Origin of the sequence: Puia sp. P3 (genome assembly GCF_050632245.1) — a bacterium.
Taxonomy (GTDB): domain Bacteria; phylum Bacteroidota; class Bacteroidia; order Chitinophagales; family Chitinophagaceae; genus Puia.
In genome coordinates this window covers 2,691,515-2,712,928 of the sequence record NZ_CP192583.1, presented here as the reverse complement: position 1 = coordinate 2,712,928, position 21,414 = coordinate 2,691,515, and the positions used below count along the sequence as shown (strand labels likewise).

Below are 21,414 nucleotides of genomic sequence, written 5' to 3'. Positions count from 1 at the left end.
TTTTCACCAAAATTCCCTTCTATGAAGTGGTTATTGATCGGCTTCATTATTATTCAGGTGGGGATCGATCTGACGCATTCTGTCACCGTCTTTCCCTTTGTACACTATGGGATGTTTTCCGAGCGGTTCCCGAGGCCGGACAGCCTGAATGTCTTTGAAGTATCGATCGACGGCCGCAGGCTGGAGCCCTCCGAATTCCGGGTGTACCGGTGGGATATGATCACGGGGCCGTTGCAGGCGGTCGATCGATTGAAGTCCAGCGACGATTTTGCTTTTGACAGGGAAAACTCAGGGAATATCTGGGGGCTTCCTCGTTGTATCGCTTTTTCGAGCCCCATTTGCAGAACGACCCCGATGTGGCCGCGCGTTTCCCTTATTGGTATAAATCCTTTCTTATCAGACTGTTGGGCCGGAATATCGATAAAGTAAGGGTCGATCTCGCCTGCTATCGTTATGAGGGCGGGCGGCTGTTGCTGGTCCGGAAGGCAAACTATTTTACCGTTTAGCGCTTACGCTGCATGAAATACACAAGAGACAGGAATCTGCTGGTGGCCGTATACTTTGCCTTTTACTACGCCGTTTTCGTCTTTTTTTCATCGACCACCGGCTGCTTTCCCAGTACCAGCCGTTGTTCTTCAACTATAACCGCGACCTGACGGAGTTGGCGCTGATCGGCGCCGGTATCCCGCACTGGTTGATGGGGCACCCGGCGATGTTGGTATTGCTGGATGGGCTGGCGTTGCTGCTGCCTGTGGTCCTGCTGGTCGTTTGGCGGATCAGGGGCCGGTTTGGGATCGCGGCGGGGGTTGTATTTTCCGCCTTTTTGTCCTTTTACCTGTTGCTGGCCGATATCTTCTGGCAGGTGGACCTGCAGCCTTTTATGCTGTATATCCTGTTATCTTTTGCTTTTTGCACTAACCGGCCGGAGCGGTTTGACGGTATTCTCCGGCTTTCCCGCTATTATTTTCTTTATGTCTTCGCCTCCGCGGCGTTGTGGAAGATAGCGAGGGGGCTGTTCTCAACCCGGCCGAGATGAGCAATATCCTGCTGCTGCACCATAGTGATGTGCTGAGTCAGCCCCACCCATCTCTTCTTCACGGCGTTTATGTCTATCTGATCGGGCATGCCGCGGTGTCCTCGGTGGTTGTATGCGGGTGCGACGGTGCTGGAGATTGTTTTTGCCGTGGGTTTTTTACGCGTCGCTGGGACCGGTGGCTTCTGGGGCTAGCGGTTCTGTTCATTGCTGCGGACTATGTGGTGATGCGGATCCCATACTGGACCATTTTGATGGGTGGAGTGACGCTTTACATCGGTGCGGGCGGCGGCCGGAGGCGAGGGTTGTTCATCTATGAGACGGGGCATCACGAGAATCTCCCCGGCCTGCTCGACCTTGCCGAGGACCGGTTCGACCAGGTAACCGTCTATCTGGACGAGCAGTCCTTCAGCAATCTGGTGGGCGGTCATGATCCGCGGGGGCGGTGGCCGCGGACGAGATTCGTTGAGCTGGCGGCGGGTAGGCCGAAGCGTCCGTTCATCAGGGCTATGCTTAGCGATCTGCGGAAACAGAGGGTCAGTCATCTGCATCTCAGTACTCTTGACAATAACCTGTTGCTTTTTGCCCTGCGGTTATGTGTGCTGGAGGGTGTGCATGTGAGCATGACCGTGCATGCGGTGAACGACTATTTCTCGTATTCGTTGAGGGGCGTTAAGGCTATGACGGAGTCGGTGGCGAAGTTCCTGCTGCACCGGCGGATAAAGCATTATTGCTTCTTTCTTCCGCGGATGGCGGAGAATTTCAAAAGGCGGATGAAGGATGCCACGGTGGTGGTTATCCCATCGCGTTTTTATGCGACTATGGGGGATGGGTCAGGGCGGGATGGGTCAGCAGGGGATGTGTCAGGGCGGGATGCCGGTCGTCCGGTGCGGGTGGTCATTCCAGGAAGTGTGTCGCCGCACCGGCGGGACTATGAGGGGGTTGTCCGGTTTCTTGCGGGCTATCTGGCCGGGAGAGCCGGGGGTGGCGGAGTTGGAAGTGCTGGTGCTGCTGGTGCTGCTGGTGGTGCTGGTGGTGCTGGTGGTGCTGGAGGTGCTGGTGGTGCTGCGGCGGCCGGCCGGCGTGGGATGGAACTGGTGATACTGGGGGATAGCGGCGGGTATTATGGCGCCGGCATCGTGGGGAAATTGCGACAGATGGAAACGCCGGGGTTCAGCGTGAAGGCGTATGAGGGATATGTGACGGCTTCGGAGTATGAGCACCAGTATAGTGCGGCCGACGTGATCTGGAGCCCGCTGAGGAGAACGAAGACAGCGCCGGACAGGCTGGATGAGGTCTATGGTCAGACGATTGCCAGTGGGTTGACTGCCGATCTGCAGCTGGGATGTACTCCGGCGCTGGCGCCTGACTGGCTGGAGTTGCCGGACCCTTTTTCGGCAGCGATCCTGCGTTACGATTCGGAGGCGGCTCTTGCCGCGCTGCTCGACAGGCTGAGTGCCGACCGCGGCTGGGTTTCAGGGCTGCGTGCGGGCATCGATGCGGCCTTTTCGGCGGGCCTGCGGAAAGAGGGTTTCAGGGAGAACTTCGGCTTGTTGATGGGGTTAGCGACGGCGGAGCCTGAAGAACGGCGAAGACACGCCTGTCGTCCGGTAGCAGACGACCGCCAGCAGAATATTATAGCAAATACTGCTGAGCAGTACGGCGAGGGCACCGCCCGCCAGGCCCGCTACGGGAAGAAGGATACAGGAGCTGACCGCCTGGATCAGCACGTAGGCCAGCAGGCATAGCGCCGAATATTTCTCCCCGCCCTGGGTCATCAGGATAGTATTGGTGGGGCCGAACAGGGAGAAGAGGAAGCTCGGGCCAGACTTAGGTATATCAGTGTAGTATAACCGCCGGTGAACGGCTGTCCGAACCAGGACAACAGAAATTTCCCGAGCAATATAATTATGAGCAGCAGGGGCAGGCACAGGACGAGCATGAGTCTGTTGCTGGTATCAGAACAGGCCCTGTGTGTAGTGCTTTTCTTCCGGCGTGTGGCGGGCAAACAGCTGCGGAAGGACGCTATGCATCAGGAAAAAGGGAAAGATGAGCAGGTCGGCGAAACGGGAGCAGATATTGAAGATGCCGATGTCTTTGGCAGAAACGGTAAAATAAGGTAGCAGCAGCATCGTGAGCCTTGTACTCAGGAGGTTGAGCAGGCTGACTGAAAAGAAATAAAAAACCTGTTTCGTATCGATGGACAGCCGGGTTGGGTCCGGCGTCGGGCTTTGGGGAAGCGTCTTCCTGCTTGTCAGGAAGAGTACGGAGGCGGCGCAGATGCCCAGTACGATCGCCGACAGCAGAATCAGATGCTGTCCGTTGAAGGAGGCGCCTGCCAGATGGAAGAGAGCGACGAAGACGATCAGCAGCACGGGTTTGACGATCTTTTCCACGAGCTGGCTTTGACGGATATGATCGAGGGACTGCAGGATCATCTGGTTGATGCCGAGGCAGGCCGTAAAATATACGGCGGGGATGCTGATCAGAAAGAGGCGGCCGTGTTCGCTGAGCGCTTTTATCGGGAAGTATCCTATTATTGCGACAAAGCCGCCACCGACGACGAGGGTCGCGAGGATCATCCACCGGTTGCAGGCCCTGATCAGCTGTGCGACGAGCCGGTTCTTCCCTTCTCTGATATACCTGGGTATCAGCGCCAGCACGAGGTCGTCCCTGCCGGCCATGACGAAGACGGCGAGGATGCTCACCCAGTTGAAGACGTGCACATAGAGGCCGTAGGAATCGGGATCGGAGGACCTTACGAGCCAAAGATTGGAGGCAAAAACCAGCGCGACGGAAAGCGCCTGGATCAGGAAAGAATGGAGGGTGCCCCTGAAGATGCGGCGGCGATCGGATGCGTTCACTCCACCGCCGATGCGACGGAATATTTCGGTGATCGGCTCAAAGTTTCTGTTCCGCATGTCTTGTAAAAATAAATGCTTTCCCTTGAAAAATCTATCTTTATACGGACTATGGACAATCGACTCGTTCATTATTTGTGCTGCCCTGTGACAAGGAGTCCGTTGCAATTAAAGGCCATTCGTTTTTCGAAGGAGAGACCGGATCAGGTCGAGGAGGGTATTCTTTTCGCTGAAGCCGACTGGTTCTACCCTGTTACCGGCGGCATTCCGAGACTCCATGTCGAGGCATTTACCGACTATGCAGCTTTTTTCGTATGCATCTCCCCGACTATGCGGCAAGGCGACAGCGTCTCGAGGAAAAATACCCCGGGCTGCTCGGCTATGTGACAAAAAAGAACAGGAGATCGAAAAGGAGTTTTGCTCTGGAGTGGAGTCTGCATAGTTATGAGGAAGACAGGACCTGGGCGGCGGCAGGGGAACAGCTGCTGGCGCGTTTCCTTGAAGAGACCGGAGAGACGGCGGGGTCTTTGCCCGGGAGGCTGGTATTCGATGCAGGCTGTGGGAATGGACAGCTGGATAGTCTGATCGCTGAAGCCGGCGCGACGGTGATCGCGATGGATCTGAGCACGAGTATCGACCGGGCCTACCGGCAGAATGAGCAGCGCGACGCCTGGTTCATCCAGGGGATGTTCAGTTCCCGCCGGTGCGGCAGGGGTGTTTCGATATCGTCCAGTGCAGCGGAGTATTGCACCATACGAATAATACGGAACTATCATTCGGTTGTCTTTCTTCCTGTGTCCGGCAGGGGGCGTATATAGTGTGTGGCTCTATAAGCCGAGGAAGAACGCCCTTCACAATTTCTTCAACCTGCTGCGTAGGGTGACCAGCCGTCTGCCGCTGCGCCTGACCTATCTGCTGCTGTCGTGTACGATGCTACCTGTCAGTCTGATGTGGAAACGGCTGAAGGGCGTGAGGCCGAACAGACGCGAGATGATGGTTGAGCTGATGGACTGGTTCAGTCCGCCTTTCCGCAGCGAGCACACCTCCGATGAGGCGGCGAGCTGGTATGCCAAGCGGGGATATCAGTCCATCCGTGTCACCACGGTGGATCTCTTTGGCTTTAATATCATCGGTAAGAAACCGCCTATTTCTTCAGCGAACGCATGATCGTAACGAAGTCGGCCGCTACCAGAGAAGCGCCGCCTACCAGTCCGCCATCCACGTCGGGAGAGCTGAATAATTCCGCTGCGTTGTTTGCCTTCACGCTGCCTCCGTAGAGAACGGGAATATGGTCGGCCGTAGCCTTGTTGTAGTGGTTGGTAATAATGGTGCGGATATGTGCGTGCATTTCCTGAGCCTGTTCGACACTTGCCGTCTTACCCGTACCGATGGCCCAGATGGGTTCGTAGGCGATGATGATCTTCTTAATATCTTCTTCGGAGAAATGAAAGAGCGATTCCATCAGCTGTGTCTCGACAAACCCTTCCTGGGCGCCGACTTCGCGGATGCTCAGGGTTTCGCCGCAGCAAAATATCGGAATGATGCCGTTGTCGAGGCAGAGCTTTACCTTTTGGGCCAGGGACTGGTTGCGTTCGGAGAAATATTCTCTGCGTTCGCTATGGCCGAGGACGCAGTGTGTGATGCCAATTGACTTCAGTTGTTCCGCGGCTACTTCGCCGGTATAGGCGCCGGACTTCTGGTCGGAACAGTTCTGGGCCGAAGCGAAATAGTTTTTTTGCCGGCCAGTTTTTGGTTGGCCATGATCAGGTAGGGAAAGGGTACGGCAAATATCGCCTGGTGGTGGTCGTCCAGCCGGACGTCTTCCTTCAGAATGGTGTCGAGGAGCTGTTCTCCCTGCTGATAGGTCAGATTCATCTTCCAGTTGGCCGCGGCAATTTGTTGTCTCATGATTTTATGGCTATAGCCTATTTTGTTTCGTGGCCAAAAATATGGCTTAAACTCAGCATTTCGACATCGGTAAGGGATTGATTTTTCAGTTTCTTCCAGTTGCCGATGTCGCGGAGTGCCTTGTCCCACTCGTATTTTTGGCCCGTTCCCCAACTGAAGTCGGGGACCCATTTGGGCGGGGCCTGATCTCCGAAGATGTTGCAGCAGAACACCGACGACCGTGCCGGTGTTAAAGCTCGTATTGATGGCGCAGCGCGAGTAGTCTGCCATCAGCAGGCCGCATTTGAGACCGGCTGCTATCGGGGTGCCACTCGCGGGGTGCCAGACCTTTACTTCGCCTGCGTTATTTTTGAGATTGGAGTTCGATGTGCCGGCGCCGAGATTGCACCATTCGCCGATGACCGAGTCTCCGAGATAGCCATGGTGTCCTTTATTGGAATAGCCAAAGAAGACGGTGTTCTTGATCTCTCCGCCGGCTACGGTAGATGGTCCCAGCGTGGTGGCCCCGTAGATGGTCGCTCCCATTTTGACGACGGCGTCTTCGCAGGCTGCGAATGGACCGCGGATCAATGCGCCTTCCATGATCTCGGCGTTTTTGCCGATGTAGATGGGGCCGGTGGACGCGTTCAGCATACAGTGATGCAGGCGTGCGCCTTCTTCGATAAAGATCGCGTCCGAATGGATCGTCTGAACGCTTTCGGGAATAGGTGGTGAAGTCCTCGCGGCTGTCATTAATGTGAAATCCGACCTCAGGGCCTCGCCGTTGTAGTGAAAGATATGCCAGGGGTATTTGATGCGGTCGGCGAGTTGCAGCATGCCGTCGATCTGGTCCTGGGTGAGCGGTCCTTTCTTGAGGGTTTCGCGGATATGTTTGGCGATCGTTTCATTGGGGAGGACGTTTGCGGGCAATGCAGTTTCTCCGGTGGCGGTGTCGACCAGTGCGAATTGGCCGGGGCCGAGCAGCCTCTCCCATTTCTCCCGGAAGGTCAGTATGCCGACGCGGATATCGAGGACACTGCGGGTGGCCGTAAAGGGGAGCAGGTCGGCCCTGCAGGAATTTTCTTCGAGATAGAGAATAGCCATGGGATAAAACTACAGTTTTTGGACCAGACGGGGGCTGAAGGTGCGGTGGGTTGGGCTATAAAAAAATCCCCTCTTGTGGAGGGGATCCGATGTTATTGCAAAACCAATTACTTGGCCTTCTTTTCGTAGCGTTTCTTGAACTTGTCGATCCTACCTGCGGTATCCACGAGTACGTTCTTACCGGTGAAGAAAGGATGAGAAGTATTCGAAATTTCCAATTTGATCAGGGGGTATTCGTTGCCGTCTTCCCAGCTTAACCGTTTCACGCGACTGAGCGGAGGATTTGCTCAGGAAGGATGTACCGTTGCTCATATCCTTGAAGACAACGAACCGGTAGCTTGCCGGATGGAGACCTTTTTTCATAACTTATTCTGTTTAAAGGTTGTACGGATTTGGCCGTACAGTTTTTGTTTAATTTAATTATGGATCCGGTGGTATCCTGATCCAATTTTGGAACGCGAAGGTATTGATTTTCTTTGGCTGAGCCAAATTAATTCTCCCTCGGGTGCGGGGTGTTCCCGCGGCGGGTAACGGGTAGTTTGGCGGGGACGCTAGCTCCTCATATTGATGTACTGCAGGGGGACGCCGAGGTTGGCGCCGCCGCAAAGCTTTATAACATCCTGAAGATCATCGATCTTTTTCCCCGTAACCCGTACCGAGGTCGTCCATTATCGCTGCCTGCACCTTGAGGCCGGAGTCCTTGATCAGTTTCACGACCTTTTTGGCGTCTTCCTGTTTGAGGCCGTTGCGGACGGGTATTTCCTGGCGGGTGACCTTACCACTGGTGTAGGGGTCTTTGCTCATATCGTAGACGAGGGGATCGAGGCCCTGTTTCATCGAGCGGCTGATGAGGACGTCGACGATCTGTTTGATCTTCATATCGCTTTCAGCCTCGAGGTCGAGCTTCATGTCTTTCTTGTTGAGGTCGATCTTTACGGGAGAGTCCTTGAAATCGAACCGGTTGGTGATCTCTTTTTTGGTGACGTTGATGGCGTTGTCGAGCGTCTGTGGGTCGACCTTACTTACGATATCAAAGGATGGCATATAATGGGAGTTGAGGGACAAAGCTAAAAAAGTCCCACCAAGTGGCGGGACTTTTTTTATGCTGAGGTATGATTAGTTATTTCCGCCGGTATTCACGCGGTTCTGTTCTTCGCCGGCGCCGCTATGTCTTCTCGGACCGATACCTTTCAGGGGTTTGCCAAAATTATAGGTAAAGGTGAGGGCTACCTGACGGCTGTCGCGGCGGTTGCTGAAGGTCGCCTCGGTCTGCTGGAAATTGAGGTATCCATGGGGTTTGTTGGTGTAGAGGAAATCCCGGACGCCCAGTTTCACGCTGCCTTTGTCTTTGAGGACCTTTTTGGCGATGGCTGCGGAGGCCTGGCCCAGGGGCTCGATGACGATCTGTCCTTCCACGCCTTTGGTCCGGTAGAATCCGGAGAGTTCGCCGCTCCAGCCGCCGTGGAAGTTGAACTGGTTGTTGAGGTTGAGCGTCAGCGTCGTGGCGTCGACGTTGATGTTCTCGCCGTAGAGGAAGCCGCTGAATTTGTTGTAGTTCACGTTGCCGTAAAATATAGAGGTCCACCATTTCGTCACGGACACCTGTGCGCTGACCGCGATGCCGGCGCTCTGACGTCTGCCGATATTGCCGTGCCTCACTATCGTCGCGTGGCCTGACTGTTCGAAGGTTTCGGAGAAGAAGTTTTTGGTATCGCCGTAGTTGAGGGTCGTGGTGAGGAAGTGGTTGTAGGTATGCGAGAGTTCGATATTGTCGCTGAACTGGGGCTGGAGATAGGGATTACCGGCCTGATAGGTATACTGGTCGAGGAAGAACAGGAAGGGATTGAGGTCCTGGTAGTTCGGGCGGTCGATGCGGCGTCCGTAGTTGAGCGTTAGCGAGTTCTTTTCGTTGACCTCATAGCTGAAATAGACGGTCGGGAACAGGTTCACATAGCTGCGGCTGAAAGAAGAATCGTTTCTGATCACAGAGACGTCGTTGCCCAGCTGGTGTCCGGAATAGTTGGTGTTCTCCATCCTGAGCCCGGCCTGTACGCTGAGTTTTTTGAATTTCCTGTTCAGGTTGATATACGCTGCGTTGACATTTTCCCGGTAGAGGAAATGGTTGGTCTTGGTGGTATCCACTTCCTGTATGTTGTTGACGAGGTTGAAATAGTTGGCCGTATTGTCGGTATTCACATAGCTGAACTTGAGGCCGGCTTCCAGTTTGGAATCTTTGCCCAGGGTGTGTATAGTCGGTCTTGGCGGTATAGATATTGATCGTGCTGGGGAGGTTGCCGGTGAGGATCGTTTCGTTCCTTTTTACCAGATCCGGCGAGTAGGTGATATTATCGAAGTACTGGTCGCTTCCCGATGAGTAGCGGACATAGTCCAGGTCTGCGGTCAGTTCGCGGCCGGTCGAGTCGAACTGGCGGCGGAAGTTGATGTTGGCGGATCCGTTCTTCCAGGTGGTCGTGTTGGTGCTGGGCGAATAGACAAGGGAGTCGATCGCGTAGTGGGGGTCCATCAGGTTGATATTGCTGGTGGAGCGGTTCTCTTCGCGGTTGCGGAAGCCGCTGAGGACAAAGCCGATGGTGGTTTTGGGCGAGAGGTAGTAGTCCATCCCCAGTTTGAGGTTCATCGAGGGGTTGACAAAATGCATTTCCGTGCTTTGGGTAAAGATGGAGTTGATGTTCTTGGCCACTCCGCTGTCGAGGTATTTGCGGGAGATGTCGAGGTGTTGAAAACCTTCCCAGCGGGAATAGCCGCCGTTGACGAAGAGGTTGACCTTGCCGTTGCGGTAGTTCATGTTGAAGCTTCCGCTCGGTTTGGGATAGACGCCCTGGGTGTGCGTGAGGCTGACGTTGCCGTTGAAGCCTTTTAATTTATTCTTTTTCGTTTTGATATTGATGATCCCGGAGTTGCCCGAGGCGTCGTATTTGGCGGAGGGGTTGGTCATGATCTCGATCTGGTCGACGGCGGAGGAGGGAAGACTGCGAAGATAGCTGGCCAGTTGGGAAGCCGAAAGATAGGTCGGCTTGTTGTCGATCATGATCGTCACGCCCTGCTTGCCTTTGAGCGAGATATTATCGTCCTTGTCGAGGGTCACGCCGGGGGATTTTTCCAGGACGTCCATGACGGTGGAGCCGCTGTTGGAGGGGGAGGCGTCGACGTTGACGACCATGCGGTCGGCCTTCTGTTCGATGAATGGCTTGCGGCCTACTACGGAGATGGCGGCGAGGCTGGTCGAGGTGGCTGTCAGTGTCATTGCGGGCAGCACCGGCTGGTGCGGGCTTCGGTGACCTCGAATGACTGGGACAGGGTGGCGCCGTAGCCGACCGACGTGGCCGAGATGATATATTTCCCGGCGGGGAGGTTGTTGAAATGGAACTGGCCTGCTTTATTGGTGGAGGTTACCTTGACTACCGAAGAGTCTTTGGCGTTGAGGAGGGCGATGGTGGCGGATTCGATGGGCTGGCCGCTGGAGGAGCCGACTTTGCCTTCGATCTTGCCAGGGTCTTCGGGGTTGATGGTACCGGCGGATACCGCGGACGTCGCCTTTTGGGTTGTTGCGGGGTTGGCGGCGGTTGTGCGGGTTACTCTGTCTGCGGACGTATCGGTCTTTATGGAGGGGACCCTTTTTGTCGGGTTTGTGGTATTGGCGGCGGTTTCGCGGCCGGTCTGGGCGAGGCTGCGGGAAGAGGCCGTCGTTATTAAAAGAGCAGCTAATAAGGCGAATGTGTTTCTCATAACAGGTTCTTATTATATATTAGTACTATCGTTTGTTGATTACAATACAAAGATTGGTACTTTGTATTGCATAGAACATTGTTTTATGTTGGGAGGCCGATTTTACTGATGATTGGTAGCCTTCCTTAAATGATTGGATTCGATTCCTGGGAAAGTCCGTGTATATCCGGTCGGATTGGCCGGTGTTATTCATATCCGGTACACAAAGTTATTAGGGGTGATGCTGGCCGGAAAGTTTACTTGACCTGGGTTCGGATTTTGGTGACGATCGGACATTTCGGGTGGTATGACGTGGGGAGGACGGGGCAGGTTACAGGAGGGACCAGGCCGATTGATAAGAGGATGAAAATGGGGGATTAGCGGCAAGCCGGCGCCGGGGGGTGTGCTGTGATTGGTTCGGGGTTGATGGGGGTTGGTCACGGGGATGATGCTGTGGTTCATGGAGTTGGCTGGCCATGAGTGGTGGTTCCGCGGTTCACGGAGGCTGTCCATGGTGATGGTTCACGTGGTTCACGTGGTTTCACGTGGTTCACATGGTTTCACATGGTTCACGTGGTTCACGTGGTTGACGGTTCACGTGGTTGACGGCTGAGCCGGCTAACGATTACCCGGTGGTTACTCCGTTGGGAGAGCTTGTGGCCGGTGGTTTTTGTCCTTTTCGGCGGGACAGGGAGATCCAGATGGCGGCGCCCGAGAGAACGAGACCGGCGGATATCAGTTCGGCCTGTGTGGGGTGGAAGCCGAAGATGTCATATTTGCTGTTGACCCTGATCTTTTCTACAAAAAACCGCTCGATTCCATTGAGGATCAGGTAGAGGGCAAAAAGCGTCCCCTGGGATGGTCAGCCGTTTGCGGAAATACCAGAGGGTGAAGAAAAGGATCAGACAGACGATCGTTTCGTAAAAAGGGGTGGGGAAAACGGGTATCGGCAGCTGGCTGCAGTAAGACTGGCCGTCGCAGCCGGGGATCCGGACTCCTTCGCTGATGACATTATGTGGATAGGGATAGGCAAAAAGCCAGTCCGGAAGAAAAGAAGGCGCTTTCACAGCCAGATGCGGCACTTTATCGAGACTGCCGAACTGGGGGAGATATACCTGGCTGTACTGGTGGGTGATCCTTTCGTAGTCGCCGGGGTTGGCTAGTGTAGTTTTGCTGGCGCCGAGGTCGGTGATGTAGGCGCTGTTGAGTATACCCCAGTCGCCATCGCCGGAGACCTGGCATCCGATACGTCCGACGGCGTATGCCAGCATGAGACCGGGAGCGGCCGCGTCGTTGAGATGCCAGAAGCCGATACCGTTCTTCCTGGCATACCACCATATTGCCAGTGCTGCGCAGATAAGTCCGCCATAGAAGGTCAAACCGCTAAAACTAAAGAGGGAAGCGATTGGATCCCGGACAAAATCGTCCCAGGTCTCCAGGCTATTGAAGATTTTCGCGCCCGCGAACCCGAATACAAAGGCGAAGATGGTCAGGTCCCCTACCCGATCGTGCGGCCAGATGCGTACTTTCTTTTCCTGCGGCTGGGGCAGTTTCTGTTTGTTCTTTTCGTACCATTTTAGTCCCGCGAGCAACAATCCGAGGGCCACACCTGCGGGGATGCTACCTTCTCCGGAAAGGATGAATTCCTGAACGTTGGCGGTCAGCGGGCTCGAGGAAAGAAAAAGACCGAGCAGCTTGAAACCGAGCAGGAAGCCGATGACGAAGTTGACGGCGAGCTCGCCGGGGCTGGCCGCCTTTCCGACCCAAACCATTTGCTCCCGGTATTGCAGCAGCCCTTCCCTTTCCTTACGGATCAATTCCCTGGTCAGGGTAACAGCAGCACATATAAAGGACAGGGCTACAAAGAAACCAAAAGAATTGATGAAGTATAAAAAATGGGGGGCGCTTCCGAACAGATCCTTAAGAGCAAAATATAGGTTTGGATACATAAAGTATGGGCAACTTCTTGTTGCATACAAACCTACACTATAAAACTTAAATAAAACCACTAAAATCTATCCGCCCGCAAAGCCCCGGGTAAGATCGTGGAACCATCCTGCCTGGATATACGGCATTTCGAGGGTTGCCGCCCCTGCGAATTGCGGGACCGGCCCGAACTACTGGACGCTGAACGGATTAGAAAGTCCGACGATTCTCCAAAAAAAATATTTTTTCCACACATACTAATAACTGGGGATTGGAGTTCCACAAAAGTGTTCCACGGGGAACACTTTTTCTCCGAAACTATCGCCAATCGTGCATTCTATAGCTTATCCACGGATGTGGATATTGATTTCCAACCGGTCCGATATTCACAATGCCGGTGCGAGATACTCACATCCCGCAGAATATGCCTGGAGCCTGACCAGGGGAGCCGTTTTTTTGACCGGGGAAGCCGGTTGGATGGGGAGCAAGAAAAAGCCCTCCGGCAATTGCACGAAGGGCTATGTATTACTATGAACAAAAAGCTTAGCAGTATTCGTCGAAGGCAGCGATCAGGTTGTGAGCGATTAGCTGCGCGGGACGGCCTTCTATCTGGTGCCGTTCGATCATGTGGACCAGCTTTCCGTCCTTGAACAGGGCGATAGCGGGGGAAGAGGGCGGATAAGGGAGCAGGTGCTCGCGTATCTTATTGATGGCCTCCACGTCAAAGCCGGCAAAGCTCGTGGTCAGATAGTCGGGTTTTTCCCGCCGTTGGCTACGGCCATCAGAACACCCGGACGGGCCATACCCGCCGCGCAGCCGCAGACGGAATTGACGACTACCAGTGTAGTTCCGGTCTTATGTAATTGGTCATCTACTTCTGCGGAGGTGAGCAGTTCCTGAAACCCGTTATCGGTCAGTTCCTCCTTCATCGGCTGTACTATTTCCTGTGGATACATTGTTTTATTGTGATTTTAAAATATACAATTAATACGCAAAAATAGACAAAAAGTTCACACCCGCCGCGGGAGGCGACACGAAGGGTAAGGAATCGGAGGATTGGGGCTGGCCCCGGCGGGGTTGGCCGGGCCGGGGGCCTTGGCAGGGGCCACTGGCAGGGGTGGGCCTGGCGGGATGACGCTGGCGGGGGTGGCCTGGCGGGATGACGCTGCGGGGGTCCTGGCGGGAAGTGGCCTCGGCGTGCCCTGGCGGGCGCTAGCGGGCGCCGAGCAACGTCCAGTTGGAGGGCTGGATATGGTCAGGGGAGCCGAAAATCGCCCGGATCGGAAAAAACGGCACACAAAATTCGGGAAAGATGAAATTTTGTCAGAGGCTGGGCCGCCGATCCGGTCAAATCTTCTGAAAAAACGCGATGGTATATGGTTTGATCTTTCACCTGCGTCCAAGCAAATTTAAAAAACTCAAATAAGCATTACTATGACACTCGTAAAAGTAAACAACAATGGCCACAGAAGCCTCTCCAACTTTGTAGATGAGTTCTTTCAGGGTCTCCCGGCAGGACTGGGCCGCGACGATAGCTACGGCTTTTTTCCTCCGGTAAATATCCATGAAACGGCTGATGCCTATCATGTCGAGCTGAGCGCTCCCGGCAGAAGCAAGGAAGACTTCAAGATCTCTGTTGACAACGGTCAGCTGGTGGTTAGCTTTGAAAAGAAGGAAGAAGTGAAGAATGAAGAATACAAGACCATCCGGAAAGAATTTTCCTTCAAGAGCTTTAAGCGCAGCTTCAACCTGGATGAGCGTGTTGATGCCAATGGCATACAGGCTAAGTACGAAAACGGCGTCCTGAAACTGTTGCTTCCCAAGAAGCAGGAAGTTAAGGAAGCTGCAAAACAGATTAACATCCAATAAGGATAAGAACTGATTCGGTTCATAAGCAGTTGGTTGGTTTTGGTTACTGGCCGGCCCGGGTTACTCCCGAGGCTGGCCTTTTTTTGCACGTTTGCCGGGGGAAAGAAGGGGTTTGCCGCGAAAATCCGGGATTTTTGGCCTGTTTTTGTGCTAAAATGCTGAAATAGACAACTTTTAAATTTTAGTTCGGGTTGCAGTTTTTCTGCCGATTGTTTTAATTTCGGGCTTCCAAACCCGTAGACCGGACCTGGTCCGGCCATTTAACTATCCAAGAATTATGATTAAACCTTCGAGCGTTTTAAGGCTTTGGCTTTTAGTACTGACAGGCATAGTGTTCTCTCACGAAGGGTTTTCTCAGAATCCCACGTTCCGTGTGCCGCTGCAATTAGATACGGCAGGTACGGATACGACGCTTCGTATCCGCAACCTGAATCCCTATTTTACTCTCCATGTGGATTCCACACTCAGCTATCAGCTGGAGATCAACAAGGACGCAAGCCGGTATTTTTTCTTTATCCGGAACGCGCCGGTGGGGCTAAAGATCAAAGAGAACGGGCTGCTGACCTTTAAGGCCGACAAAGCCTATTTTCTGTCCGGCCGGCTCAAGTACGACTACGAGTACAAGGTTAATATTGGCGTGCAGAACTTAAACAATCCGAAGGAGAGACTGGACACGTCCTTTACGATCGTTTTCTTCACTACTGAGATCATCCATTCGCACGTGAAGCCGACCGTGAGCAACGTATTATATATAGAAGAGGGAGACTCGATCAGTTTTCGGGTGCAGTGTGAGACGGGCACCTACCCTATCGAGAGCATCAACTTCAACTCCAATATTCCGATCAAGACCAGCTCGAATGTCAGCAAGTGTAATGACGACTTCAACTGGACGGCGCCGTACGACTTTGTAAAAGAGACGGACTCGGCCAAGCAAAAGCTGCTGATACTCTATTTTATCGGTACGACAAAGACTTTCGAGCGGGATACGGCCGCCATACGCATCTATGTAAAAGACGCGCTCAACTATCCCTATATGACGGGGGAATACGAGAATGCCGTCAAAAACATCAGGACTTATATGCTCCGGCTGAAATACGCGTTCTTCCAGCTCGATAAGAAAGTAAAGAAGACGCATAGTACGCGCACGCAGTTCGACATGACAACGGCGTCGACCGCCCTTGGCGGAACCATTTTCTCGGCCCAGGCCAGCCAGAGCGCCAAGACGACCGGGACGATCCTTCCCAGCGTCGGCGTTGCGCTGGTGCCGGTGAAAGAGACGGTTGCTCCGCCGCTGACGGCCGAACAGAACCAGGCCGCGCTGGTCCGCGCCTCCATCAAAAGGCTGGACTACACCACGCGGGACAATGCCCTCGTAGGCGAAAAGGACCCGGATATCGTCAAGAAGATGAACAATCTGAAGACCGAACTGAAGCAGACCCAGGTGCAGCTGATCGACGTACCGCTGGAAGAGACCAGCAGCATGACCGAGGAACAGCTGAACGCCTATTTCGACAATCCGAAGGTGAACAAGAAGTATAGATTGAAGAGGAGATAGTGTGAACCGCCTCTGAGGAAGGGATGTGAACCGCGGAAGGGAGGAAACCGTCGGGGGTCGGCGTGAACCGCGAAACTGCGGGTTCTTACTGACAAGGCTGCTTACGCCGGGTGTCTATCAGGTATTGTATCTTCCAAACTCCATTTACCAGCAACATCTGGAAGGAATCGACCCCACAGTGGTTGAGTTTCCCTTTGTAATAGAAACTATAGGGGGCCCAGACGGTGGCCAGCGGGCCGTCGATCCGGAGCACGTCTATGCGGATTCGTTCGTCGGCGTCCCCCTTCCCCATCCTGCTGATCGCGCGGGCGAAATCGTCGACGCTCTCGAGGCGGGCGACGGTGGTGCCATCCTTTTCGAAGATGGATTGTAGAATGGCGCTGTCCGTGAAGGACTGGCGGATCAGCGTGGGATCTGACTGGATCATGCCCGTAAAAAGAAGATTGACGGCGGCTTTGACGGAGTCTTCGGCGGCGCGGGACTGAGCGGGGAGGTTGGCGGCCTGCGACTGAGCGTGGGCGGGCATATAAACAAAGGTCGCGCAGAGCGCGACCATCGTAGTGAAGATCTTATTTATCATAGATAACCCAAAATTTTCAGCATGCTTTGCGCCGTCTGCTCTTTCGCATAGACCCAGTCGGTCAGCTTTCCGTTCTTGTCGGTTCCGACGATCACGTGTTTGGGTGAAGGTATCAGACAGTGTTTGATACCCCCGTAGCCGCTGATCTGGTCCTGGTAGGCGCCCGTATGGAAGAAGCCCACGTAGAGGGGTTCCCCGTTGACCACTTTAGGCAGGAACACCTCGTTGATATGTTCTTCCGAGTCGTAGTAGTCGTGGCTGTCGCAGGTGATACCCCCAAGAACAACGCGTTGATATTCAACGTCCCATTTGTTGATCGGCAGCATCAGGAAGCGCTCCCCGATGCCCCAGGTATCCGGCAGGGTCGTGATAAAGGAGGAGTCGATCATATACCAGATCTCACGGTCGTTCTGCATCTTCTGGCCGATGACGCTGTAGATATGCGCCATGCTCTCTCCTACCGTATAGCTGCCGAATTCGGTGAAGATATTGGGCATCGGCACGTTGCTGCGTTTGCAGGCCTTCTTGATATTGCCGACGATCTCGTTGATCATGAACTGATAGTCGTATTCAAATCCCAGCGAATGCTTGATCGGGAATCCGCCGCCGATGTTGATCGAATCCAGTTCGGGACAGATCTTCTTGAGCTGGCAGTACAGGTTGATGACCTTATTCAGTTCGCTCCAGTAGTAGATATCGTCCTTGATGCCCTTGTTGAGGAAGATATGGAGCATTTTCAGCTGAAAACGGTCTTCGTTGCCTTCGATCTTATCGACATAGAACTCCAGCACGTCGCGGGCCCGGAAGCCGAGACGGGAGGTATAGAACGGGAAGTTGGGTTCTTCTTCGGCTGCCACCCGGATCCCGAGTTTGAAGGTGCCCTTTACCGATTTCTTATATTGCTGCAGCTCTTCCTTGTTGTCGAGGATCGGGATCACGTTCTTAAACCCGCTGTTCAGCAGGGACGCGATCCGGCTGGTATAGGGTTTTTGCTTGAAACCGTTACAGATGATAAAGGTGTCCTTGGTGATCTTCTTGCGCTCGTACAGCTTCTTGATGATCTCGATGTCGTAGGCGTAAGACGTCTCCAGGTGGATATCGTGTTTGAGGGCCTCTTCCACGATGAAAGAGAAATGCGAGCTCTTTGTGCAATAGCAATAATAATATTTGCCTTCGTAGTGGTGTTTCTTCATAGCCCCTGCAAACATCTTCTTCGCCTTGTTGATCTGCTGGCCGATCTTGGGCAGATAGGTCAGTTTCATCGGCGTCCCATATTTGTCAATGAGCGCTTTGAGATCGAGGCCATTAAATTGTAGGTAATTGTCTTTAACGTCGAATCCTTCCTGCGGGAAGTTAAAGGTCTGCGTCACCAGATCGGTGTACGTATTATTCATTGACTGATCCAGGTTATTCAATATTAACGGTTAAGTAAGCGGTTTTGAAGAACATCCCCAAAAAAACTATGCAAAAAATGAAGGATTTTGTCAAATTGATGAAATAAAAAACAAACACCCCTGACGGGGGTGTTTGAGAAAATTATATGTAAAAACCTACTTAACTGCGGCAACCAGGTTCTTAAAGGTTTCCGGCTCGTTCATCGCGAGGTCAGCGAGTACTTTGCGATCCAGGCCGATGCCCTTCTGGGCGAGCTTGTGGATGAAAGCGGAATAGGTCAGACCTTCGGCGCGGACGGCGGCGTTGATACGGGCGATCCAGAGCGTGCGGTATTCCCTTTTCTTCAGTTTGCGGCCAACGTAACGGTACTGAAGACCTTTCTCCAATACGTTCTTGGCTACGGTATAGACGTTTTTACGTTTGCCGTAGAAGCCTTTGGCTTGTTTCAGGATGCGTTTCCGGCGGGCGCGGGAAGCGACGGCGTTTACACTACGAGGCATATCTTAATAAGTTTGAAGTTGAATTAATGTGGGTGATCTATTTCAGTCTCAGGAGACGCTTTACAAAATCCAGGTTTGCCTGAGCGACTTCGCCTTTCTTGGCCATTACGCGCTTGCGTTTCTTGGATTTTTTTGTCAGAATGTGACGTTTGAAGGCTTTCTGGAAGGTGATCTTACCCGTGCCGGTTACTTTAAAACGCTTCTTGGCACTTGAATTGGTTCTAACCTTTGGCATTTTTAATGCTTTTTTCATGAACCCCTGCTGGCGGGTCCGCACAGGCGGACCTCTTTTGGAGCCTTATGGGAATTTTGGACCGCAAAGGTATGAAAAAGCAAGAAAAAGCGCCCGCCAGGGCCTTTTTTCTTTTTATCAGGAAGCGCTTTTGTCTTTCTCTTTCTTTTTCTGGGGTTTAGGCGCCCAGATCGCCAGCATCCGCTTGCCTTCCATCTTGGGCATGCCTTCGAGCACGCCCGCGTCGCCCAGTCTTTCGGCAAACTTCAGGAGCAGCAGCTCACCTCTTTCCTTGAACTGGATAGCCCTGCCCTTGAACTGTACGTAAGCCTTGACCTTATTTCCTTCCTTCAGGAACTTTTCGGCGTGTTTGGCCTTGAAGTCGAAGTCATGGTCGTCCGTATTCGGTGTGAACCGGATCTCCTTTACTTCGGAGGCCTTGCTTTTGGCCTTCATTTCCTTTTCCTTCTTCTTCTTCTCGTAAAGGAATTTATTGTAGTCGATGATCTTACAAACTGGGGGATCCGCATTGGGGGAGATCTCGACCAGGTCGAGTTGTTGCTCCTGTGCCATCTTCAACGCCTCCTGGATGGAGTAAACGCCGACCTCGACGTTGTCTCCTACCAATCGCACCTGGGGCACCCGGATCATATGGTTGGTACGATGTTCTTGTTGTTGTTCCTTCCTGAAACGTGGATTGAAATTCCCGCGTGGGGGTCTCGGTGGAAATGTCATTTACTGTTTTTAATTTAAGCTTCCCTCCCTTTCGGAAGCTTCTAATTTTTCTAGCTGTTAAACCATCTGTCCCTTAGGGATTGGGGACACGTTCCTTTATCTCTTTTTGTACCTGGGCGATGAACTCTTCGATACCCTGGACGCCCAGATCGCCTTTTCCCTGACGACGGACGGCCACTTTGTTCTCGTTCATCTCCTTTTCGCCGACCACCAGCATATAGGGCACTTTCGCGAGTTCGGTATCCCTGATCTTCTTGCCTATCTTATCGCTACGGTCGTCGACTTCTACACGAATATCTGCATTTTTCAGGGAAACTAAAAGACTTTGTGCATATTCGAGCGACTTATCGGTGATCGGCAGGATCTTGACCTGCAACGGCGCCAGCCATACCGGGAATTTGCCCGCGTAGTGCTCCAGCAGGAAGCCGATAAAGCGTTCGTGTGTGCCCAGAGGCGCCCGGTGGATGATCAGGGGCGTATCAGTTTGATTGTCCCCGGTCGTGAACTCGAGTTTGAACCGTCTTCCCTGGGCAAAGTCCACCTGGTTGGTCGCCAGGGTAAACTCCCGCCCGATTGCGCTCCATATCTGAACGTCGATCTTTGGCCCATAAAAGGCGGCCTCGTCGGGGACCTCTACGTACGGTATTCCACTCCTGATCAACACATCCCGCACCAGATCTTCAGTCTCCTTCCACAGGCCGGGCTCATCGATGTATTTTTTCCCCAGTTTGCCCGGCTCGTGGGTACTAAAACGCATCACATACTTATCGATCCCGAATATCTGGAAATATTTGAGGTACATCTCGTTCACCGCCCTGAACTCGTCATAGAACTGCTCTTTGGTACAATAGATATGCGCATCGTTCATATGCAAACATCGCACCCGCATGAGCCCGAATAGCTCTCCGCTCTGCTCATAGCGATAGCAGGTCCCATATTCCGCCAGCCGGTACGGGAGATCCTTATAGGACTTCTGCTCCGCCGCAAAGATCTTATGGTGGTGCGGACAGTTCATGGACTTGAGGTAATATTTCTCCCCTTCCAACTCCATGGGAGGGAACATGCTATCCGCGTAGTACGGCAGGTGTCCGCTGGTGATATACATGCTTTCCTTGGCGATATTGGGTGTAACGACCCGCTTGTAGCCCGCCCGTTCTTCGGTCTCTTTGGCGAGTCTCTCAAGCTGCTCGATGATGACGGCGCCGTTGGGCATCCACAAAGGGAGCCCTGGGCCTACCTGGTCGTCAAAAGTGAAAATTCCCAATTCCTTCCCGAGCTTTCGATGATCCAGCCTCCTGGCTTCCTCGATCATGACGTCGTATTCGTCGAGTTCTTTCTGGGAAGGGAAGGTCACGCCGTAGACGCGGGTGAGCTGTTTGTTCTTCTCGTCCCCCTTCCAGTAAGCGCCGGCGATATTGGTCAGCCTTACGGCCTTGATAAAGCCGGTAGTGGGAATATGGGGTCCGCGGCAGAGGTCGGTGAACGCCCCCTGGGTATAAAAGGTAATGCTTCCGTCCTGAAGGTTCTCCAGGAGGTCGAGCTTGTATTCGTCGCCCTTGTCGCTGAAATATTTGATCGCCTCGGCCTTGCTGATCTCCTTGCGGCGGTAGGCCTCGTTCTGTTTGGCCAGCTCGGCCATTTTGGTCTCCAGCTTGCGGAGGTCTTCGTCGGTGATCTGTCGTCCGCCCAGGTCCATATCATAATAGAACCCGTTGTCGACGGCCGGACCCACCCAGAATTTAACGCCGGGATACAGCGCTTCCACCGCCTCGGCCATGAGGTGGGCGGAAGAATGCCAGAACGTGGACTTGCCGTCGGTGTCTGTCCATGTCAGGAGTTTCAGGGTTGCGTCGGTCGTGATCGGGCGCGTCGCATCCCATACCTGTCCATTTACGTTTGCGGCTAAGACTTTTCTGGCCAATCCTTCACTGATGGATTTGGCGATTTCCAGTGCGGTGACGCCCGATTCATATTCTCTTACGGCGCCGTCCGGTAAAGTGATCTTGATCAT

The 21,414-nt window shown here is 53.5% G+C and carries 21 protein-coding genes and 4 pseudogenes; 6 read left to right on the top strand and 19 right to left on the bottom strand.

All coding sequences use genetic code 11. From position 1 onward, the window contains the following. Window positions 1–21 precede the first annotated feature (21 nt). Complete coding sequence (locus tag ACQ86N_RS16310) at window positions 22–429, top strand: hypothetical protein (protein WP_431216060.1); 408 nt, start codon at window positions 22–24, stop codon at window positions 427–429. Between the two features lie 199 nt (window positions 430–628). Further along, window positions 629–1,036, top strand: coding sequence for a hypothetical protein (locus ACQ86N_RS16305; RefSeq protein WP_431216059.1), 408 nt, complete (start codon window positions 629–631; stop codon window positions 1,034–1,036). A 1,559-nt stretch (window positions 1,037–2,595) separates the two neighbouring features. On the opposite strand, the gene ACQ86N_RS16300 is transcribed toward ACQ86N_RS16305, so the two are convergent. Together ACQ86N_RS16300 and ACQ86N_RS16295 are read right to left on the bottom strand one after the other, a co-directional pair. Further along, on the bottom strand, window positions 2,596–2,811 hold the full coding sequence (locus tag ACQ86N_RS16300; RefSeq protein WP_431216058.1) for a hypothetical protein: 216 nt from the start codon (window positions 2,809–2,811) through the stop codon (window positions 2,596–2,598). A gap of 180 nt (window positions 2,812–2,991) precedes the next feature. Beyond that, window positions 2,992–3,954 carry a lipopolysaccharide biosynthesis protein gene (locus tag ACQ86N_RS16295; protein ID WP_431216057.1) on the bottom strand — a complete coding sequence of 321 codons (963 nt, stop codon included), beginning with the start codon at window positions 3,952–3,954 and terminating at the stop codon, window positions 2,992–2,994. A 254-nt stretch (window positions 3,955–4,208) separates the two neighbouring features. Here ACQ86N_RS16295 and ACQ86N_RS16290 point away from each other — a divergent pair. Together ACQ86N_RS16290 and ACQ86N_RS16285 are read left to right on the top strand one after the other, a co-directional pair. After that, window positions 4,209–4,777, top strand: a pseudogene (locus tag ACQ86N_RS16290) (class I SAM-dependent methyltransferase). Further along, on the top strand, window positions 4,714–5,061 hold the full coding sequence (locus ACQ86N_RS16285) for a hypothetical protein (RefSeq protein ID WP_431218075.1): 348 nt from the start codon (window positions 4,714–4,716) through the stop codon (window positions 5,059–5,061). Before ACQ86N_RS16290 ends, ACQ86N_RS16285 begins: the two are co-directional and overlap by 64 nt. Here the strand turns inward: ACQ86N_RS16285 and ACQ86N_RS16280 are convergent. The 11 genes and pseudogenes from ACQ86N_RS16280 to ACQ86N_RS16230 all read right to left on the bottom strand — a co-directional run. Continuing rightward, window positions 5,039–5,569, bottom strand: a pseudogene (locus ACQ86N_RS16280) (triose-phosphate isomerase family protein); the annotation flags it as partial. The gene ACQ86N_RS16285 and the pseudogene ACQ86N_RS16280 overlap by 23 nt on opposite strands. Further along, window positions 5,563–6,885, bottom strand: coding sequence for a putative sugar nucleotidyl transferase (locus tag ACQ86N_RS16275; RefSeq protein ID WP_431216056.1), 1,323 nt, complete (start codon window positions 6,883–6,885; stop codon window positions 5,563–5,565). The gene ACQ86N_RS16275 and the pseudogene ACQ86N_RS16280, both read right to left, overlap by 7 nt. A gap of 107 nt (window positions 6,886–6,992) precedes the next feature. Beyond that, window positions 6,993–7,151, bottom strand: coding sequence for a 50S ribosomal protein L31 (gene rpmE, locus ACQ86N_RS16270; RefSeq protein WP_431216055.1), 159 nt, complete (start codon window positions 7,149–7,151; stop codon window positions 6,993–6,995). Window positions 7,152–7,436: 285 nt separating this feature from the next. Further along, window positions 7,437–7,499, bottom strand: coding sequence for a hypothetical protein (locus ACQ86N_RS16265; RefSeq protein WP_431217441.1), 63 nt, complete (start codon window positions 7,497–7,499; stop codon window positions 7,437–7,439). Between the two features lie 13 nt (window positions 7,500–7,512). Then, the gene (locus ACQ86N_RS16260; RefSeq protein ID WP_431216054.1) at window positions 7,513–7,929 is read right to left on the bottom strand and encodes a DUF520 family protein; all 417 of its coding nucleotides are present in this window, start codon (window positions 7,927–7,929) and stop codon (window positions 7,513–7,515) included. A 72-nt stretch (window positions 7,930–8,001) separates the two neighbouring features. After that, complete coding sequence (locus ACQ86N_RS16255) at window positions 8,002–9,081, bottom strand: outer membrane beta-barrel family protein (protein WP_431216053.1); 1,080 nt, start codon at window positions 9,079–9,081, stop codon at window positions 8,002–8,004. A gap of 70 nt (window positions 9,082–9,151) precedes the next feature. Further along, window positions 9,152–10,066, bottom strand: a pseudogene (locus ACQ86N_RS16250) (TonB-dependent receptor plug domain-containing protein); the annotation flags it as partial. Window positions 10,067–10,146: 80 nt separating this feature from the next. Then, window positions 10,147–10,632, bottom strand: coding sequence for a carboxypeptidase-like regulatory domain-containing protein (locus ACQ86N_RS16245; RefSeq protein WP_431216052.1), 486 nt, complete (start codon window positions 10,630–10,632; stop codon window positions 10,147–10,149). Between the two features lie 604 nt (window positions 10,633–11,236). Further along, window positions 11,237–11,428 (bottom strand): hypothetical protein, encoded by a 192-nt coding sequence (locus tag ACQ86N_RS16240; RefSeq protein WP_431217440.1) that lies wholly within the window; start codon window positions 11,426–11,428, stop codon window positions 11,237–11,239. Continuing rightward, window positions 11,382–12,560: a prolipoprotein diacylglyceryl transferase gene (locus tag ACQ86N_RS16235; RefSeq protein WP_431216051.1), complete on the bottom strand. Its 1,179-nt coding sequence runs from the start codon at window positions 12,558–12,560 to the stop codon at window positions 11,382–11,384. The genes ACQ86N_RS16240 and ACQ86N_RS16235 overlap by 47 nt, the downstream gene beginning before the upstream one ends. A gap of 520 nt (window positions 12,561–13,080) precedes the next feature. Further along, window positions 13,081–13,466, bottom strand: a pseudogene (locus tag ACQ86N_RS16230) (BrxA/BrxB family bacilliredoxin). Window positions 13,467–13,971: 505 nt separating this feature from the next. Here ACQ86N_RS16230 and ACQ86N_RS16225 point away from each other — a divergent pair. Both ACQ86N_RS16225 and ACQ86N_RS16220 read left to right on the top strand, forming a co-directional pair. Next, window positions 13,972–14,406 carry an Hsp20/alpha crystallin family protein gene (locus ACQ86N_RS16225; protein WP_431216050.1) on the top strand — a complete coding sequence of 145 codons (435 nt, stop codon included), beginning with the start codon at window positions 13,972–13,974 and terminating at the stop codon, window positions 14,404–14,406. A gap of 373 nt (window positions 14,407–14,779) precedes the next feature. Next, window positions 14,780–15,961, top strand: a complete 1,182-nt coding sequence (locus tag ACQ86N_RS16220) for a hypothetical protein (protein WP_431216049.1) — start codon at window positions 14,780–14,782, stop codon at window positions 15,959–15,961. Window positions 15,962–16,046: 85 nt separating this feature from the next. Here the strand turns inward: ACQ86N_RS16220 and ACQ86N_RS16215 are convergent, their stop codons facing one another. The 6 genes from ACQ86N_RS16215 to thrS all read right to left on the bottom strand — a co-directional run bounded on the left by ACQ86N_RS16215 (window position 16,047) and on the right by thrS (window position 21,414). Beyond that, window positions 16,047–16,541 (bottom strand): nuclear transport factor 2 family protein, encoded by a 495-nt coding sequence (locus ACQ86N_RS16215; RefSeq protein ID WP_431216048.1) that lies wholly within the window; start codon window positions 16,539–16,541, stop codon window positions 16,047–16,049. Then, window positions 16,538–17,935, bottom strand: coding sequence for an arginine decarboxylase (locus tag ACQ86N_RS16210; protein WP_431216047.1), 1,398 nt, complete (start codon window positions 17,933–17,935; stop codon window positions 16,538–16,540). The genes ACQ86N_RS16215 and ACQ86N_RS16210 overlap by 4 nt, the downstream gene beginning before the upstream one ends. A gap of 156 nt (window positions 17,936–18,091) precedes the next feature. Further along, window positions 18,092–18,436 carry a 50S ribosomal protein L20 gene (rplT, locus tag ACQ86N_RS16205; protein ID WP_431216046.1) on the bottom strand — a complete coding sequence of 115 codons (345 nt, stop codon included), beginning with the start codon at window positions 18,434–18,436 and terminating at the stop codon, window positions 18,092–18,094. Window positions 18,437–18,473: 37 nt separating this feature from the next. Further along, complete coding sequence (gene rpmI / locus ACQ86N_RS16200; RefSeq protein ID WP_431216045.1) at window positions 18,474–18,689, bottom strand: 50S ribosomal protein L35; 216 nt, start codon at window positions 18,687–18,689, stop codon at window positions 18,474–18,476. Window positions 18,690–18,806: 117 nt separating this feature from the next. Next, entirely contained in the window at window positions 18,807–19,403 is a 597-nt protein-coding gene (infC, locus tag ACQ86N_RS16195) for a translation initiation factor IF-3 (protein WP_431216044.1), read from the bottom strand. Between the two features lie 73 nt (window positions 19,404–19,476). After that, window positions 19,477–21,414 (bottom strand): threonine--tRNA ligase, encoded by a 1,938-nt coding sequence (thrS, locus tag ACQ86N_RS16190; protein ID WP_431216043.1) that lies wholly within the window; start codon window positions 21,412–21,414, stop codon window positions 19,477–19,479.

Excerpts from the sequence above, each read along its gene's own strand:
- ACQ86N_RS16310 (WP_431216060.1), top strand. The coding sequence starts at position 22 with ATGAAGTGGTTATTGATCGGCTTCATTATTATTCAGGTGGGGATCGAT.
- ACQ86N_RS16300 (WP_431216058.1), bottom strand. The coding sequence starts at position 2,811 with ATGACCCAGGGCGGGGAGAAATATTCGGCGCTATGCCTGCTGGCCTAC.
- ACQ86N_RS16295 (WP_431216057.1), bottom strand. The coding sequence starts at position 3,954 with ATGCGGAACAGAAACTTTGAGCCGATCACCGAAATATTCCGTCGCATC.
- ACQ86N_RS16275 (WP_431216056.1), bottom strand. The coding sequence starts at position 6,885 with ATGGCTATTCTCTATCTCGAAGAAAATTCCTGCAGGGCCGACCTGCTC.
- ACQ86N_RS16260 (WP_431216054.1), bottom strand. The coding sequence starts at position 7,929 with ATGCCATCCTTTGATATCGTAAGTAAGGTCGACCCACAGACGCTCGAC.
- ACQ86N_RS16245 (WP_431216052.1), bottom strand. The coding sequence starts at position 10,632 with ATGAGAAACACATTCGCCTTATTAGCTGCTCTTTTAATAACGACGGCC.
- ACQ86N_RS16235 (WP_431216051.1), bottom strand. The coding sequence starts at position 12,560 with ATGTATCCAAACCTATATTTTGCTCTTAAGGATCTGTTCGGAAGCGCC.
- ACQ86N_RS16225 (WP_431216050.1), top strand. The coding sequence starts at position 13,972 with ATGACACTCGTAAAAGTAAACAACAATGGCCACAGAAGCCTCTCCAAC.
- ACQ86N_RS16215 (WP_431216048.1), bottom strand. The coding sequence starts at position 16,541 with ATGATAAATAAGATCTTCACTACGATGGTCGCGCTCTGCGCGACCTTT.
- ACQ86N_RS16210 (WP_431216047.1), bottom strand. The coding sequence starts at position 17,935 with ATGAATAATACGTACACCGATCTGGTGACGCAGACCTTTAACTTCCCG.
- rplT (WP_431216046.1), bottom strand. The coding sequence starts at position 18,436 with ATGCCTCGTAGTGTAAACGCCGTCGCTTCCCGCGCCCGCCGGAAACGC.
- rpmI (WP_431216045.1), bottom strand. The coding sequence starts at position 18,689 with ATGAAAAAAGCATTAAAAATGCCAAAGGTTAGAACCAATTCAAGTGCC.
- infC (WP_431216044.1), bottom strand. The coding sequence starts at position 19,403 with ATGACATTTCCACCGAGACCCCCACGCGGGAATTTCAATCCACGTTTC.
- thrS (WP_431216043.1), bottom strand. The coding sequence starts at position 21,414 with ATGATCAAGATCACTTTACCGGACGGCGCCGTAAGAGAATATGAATCG.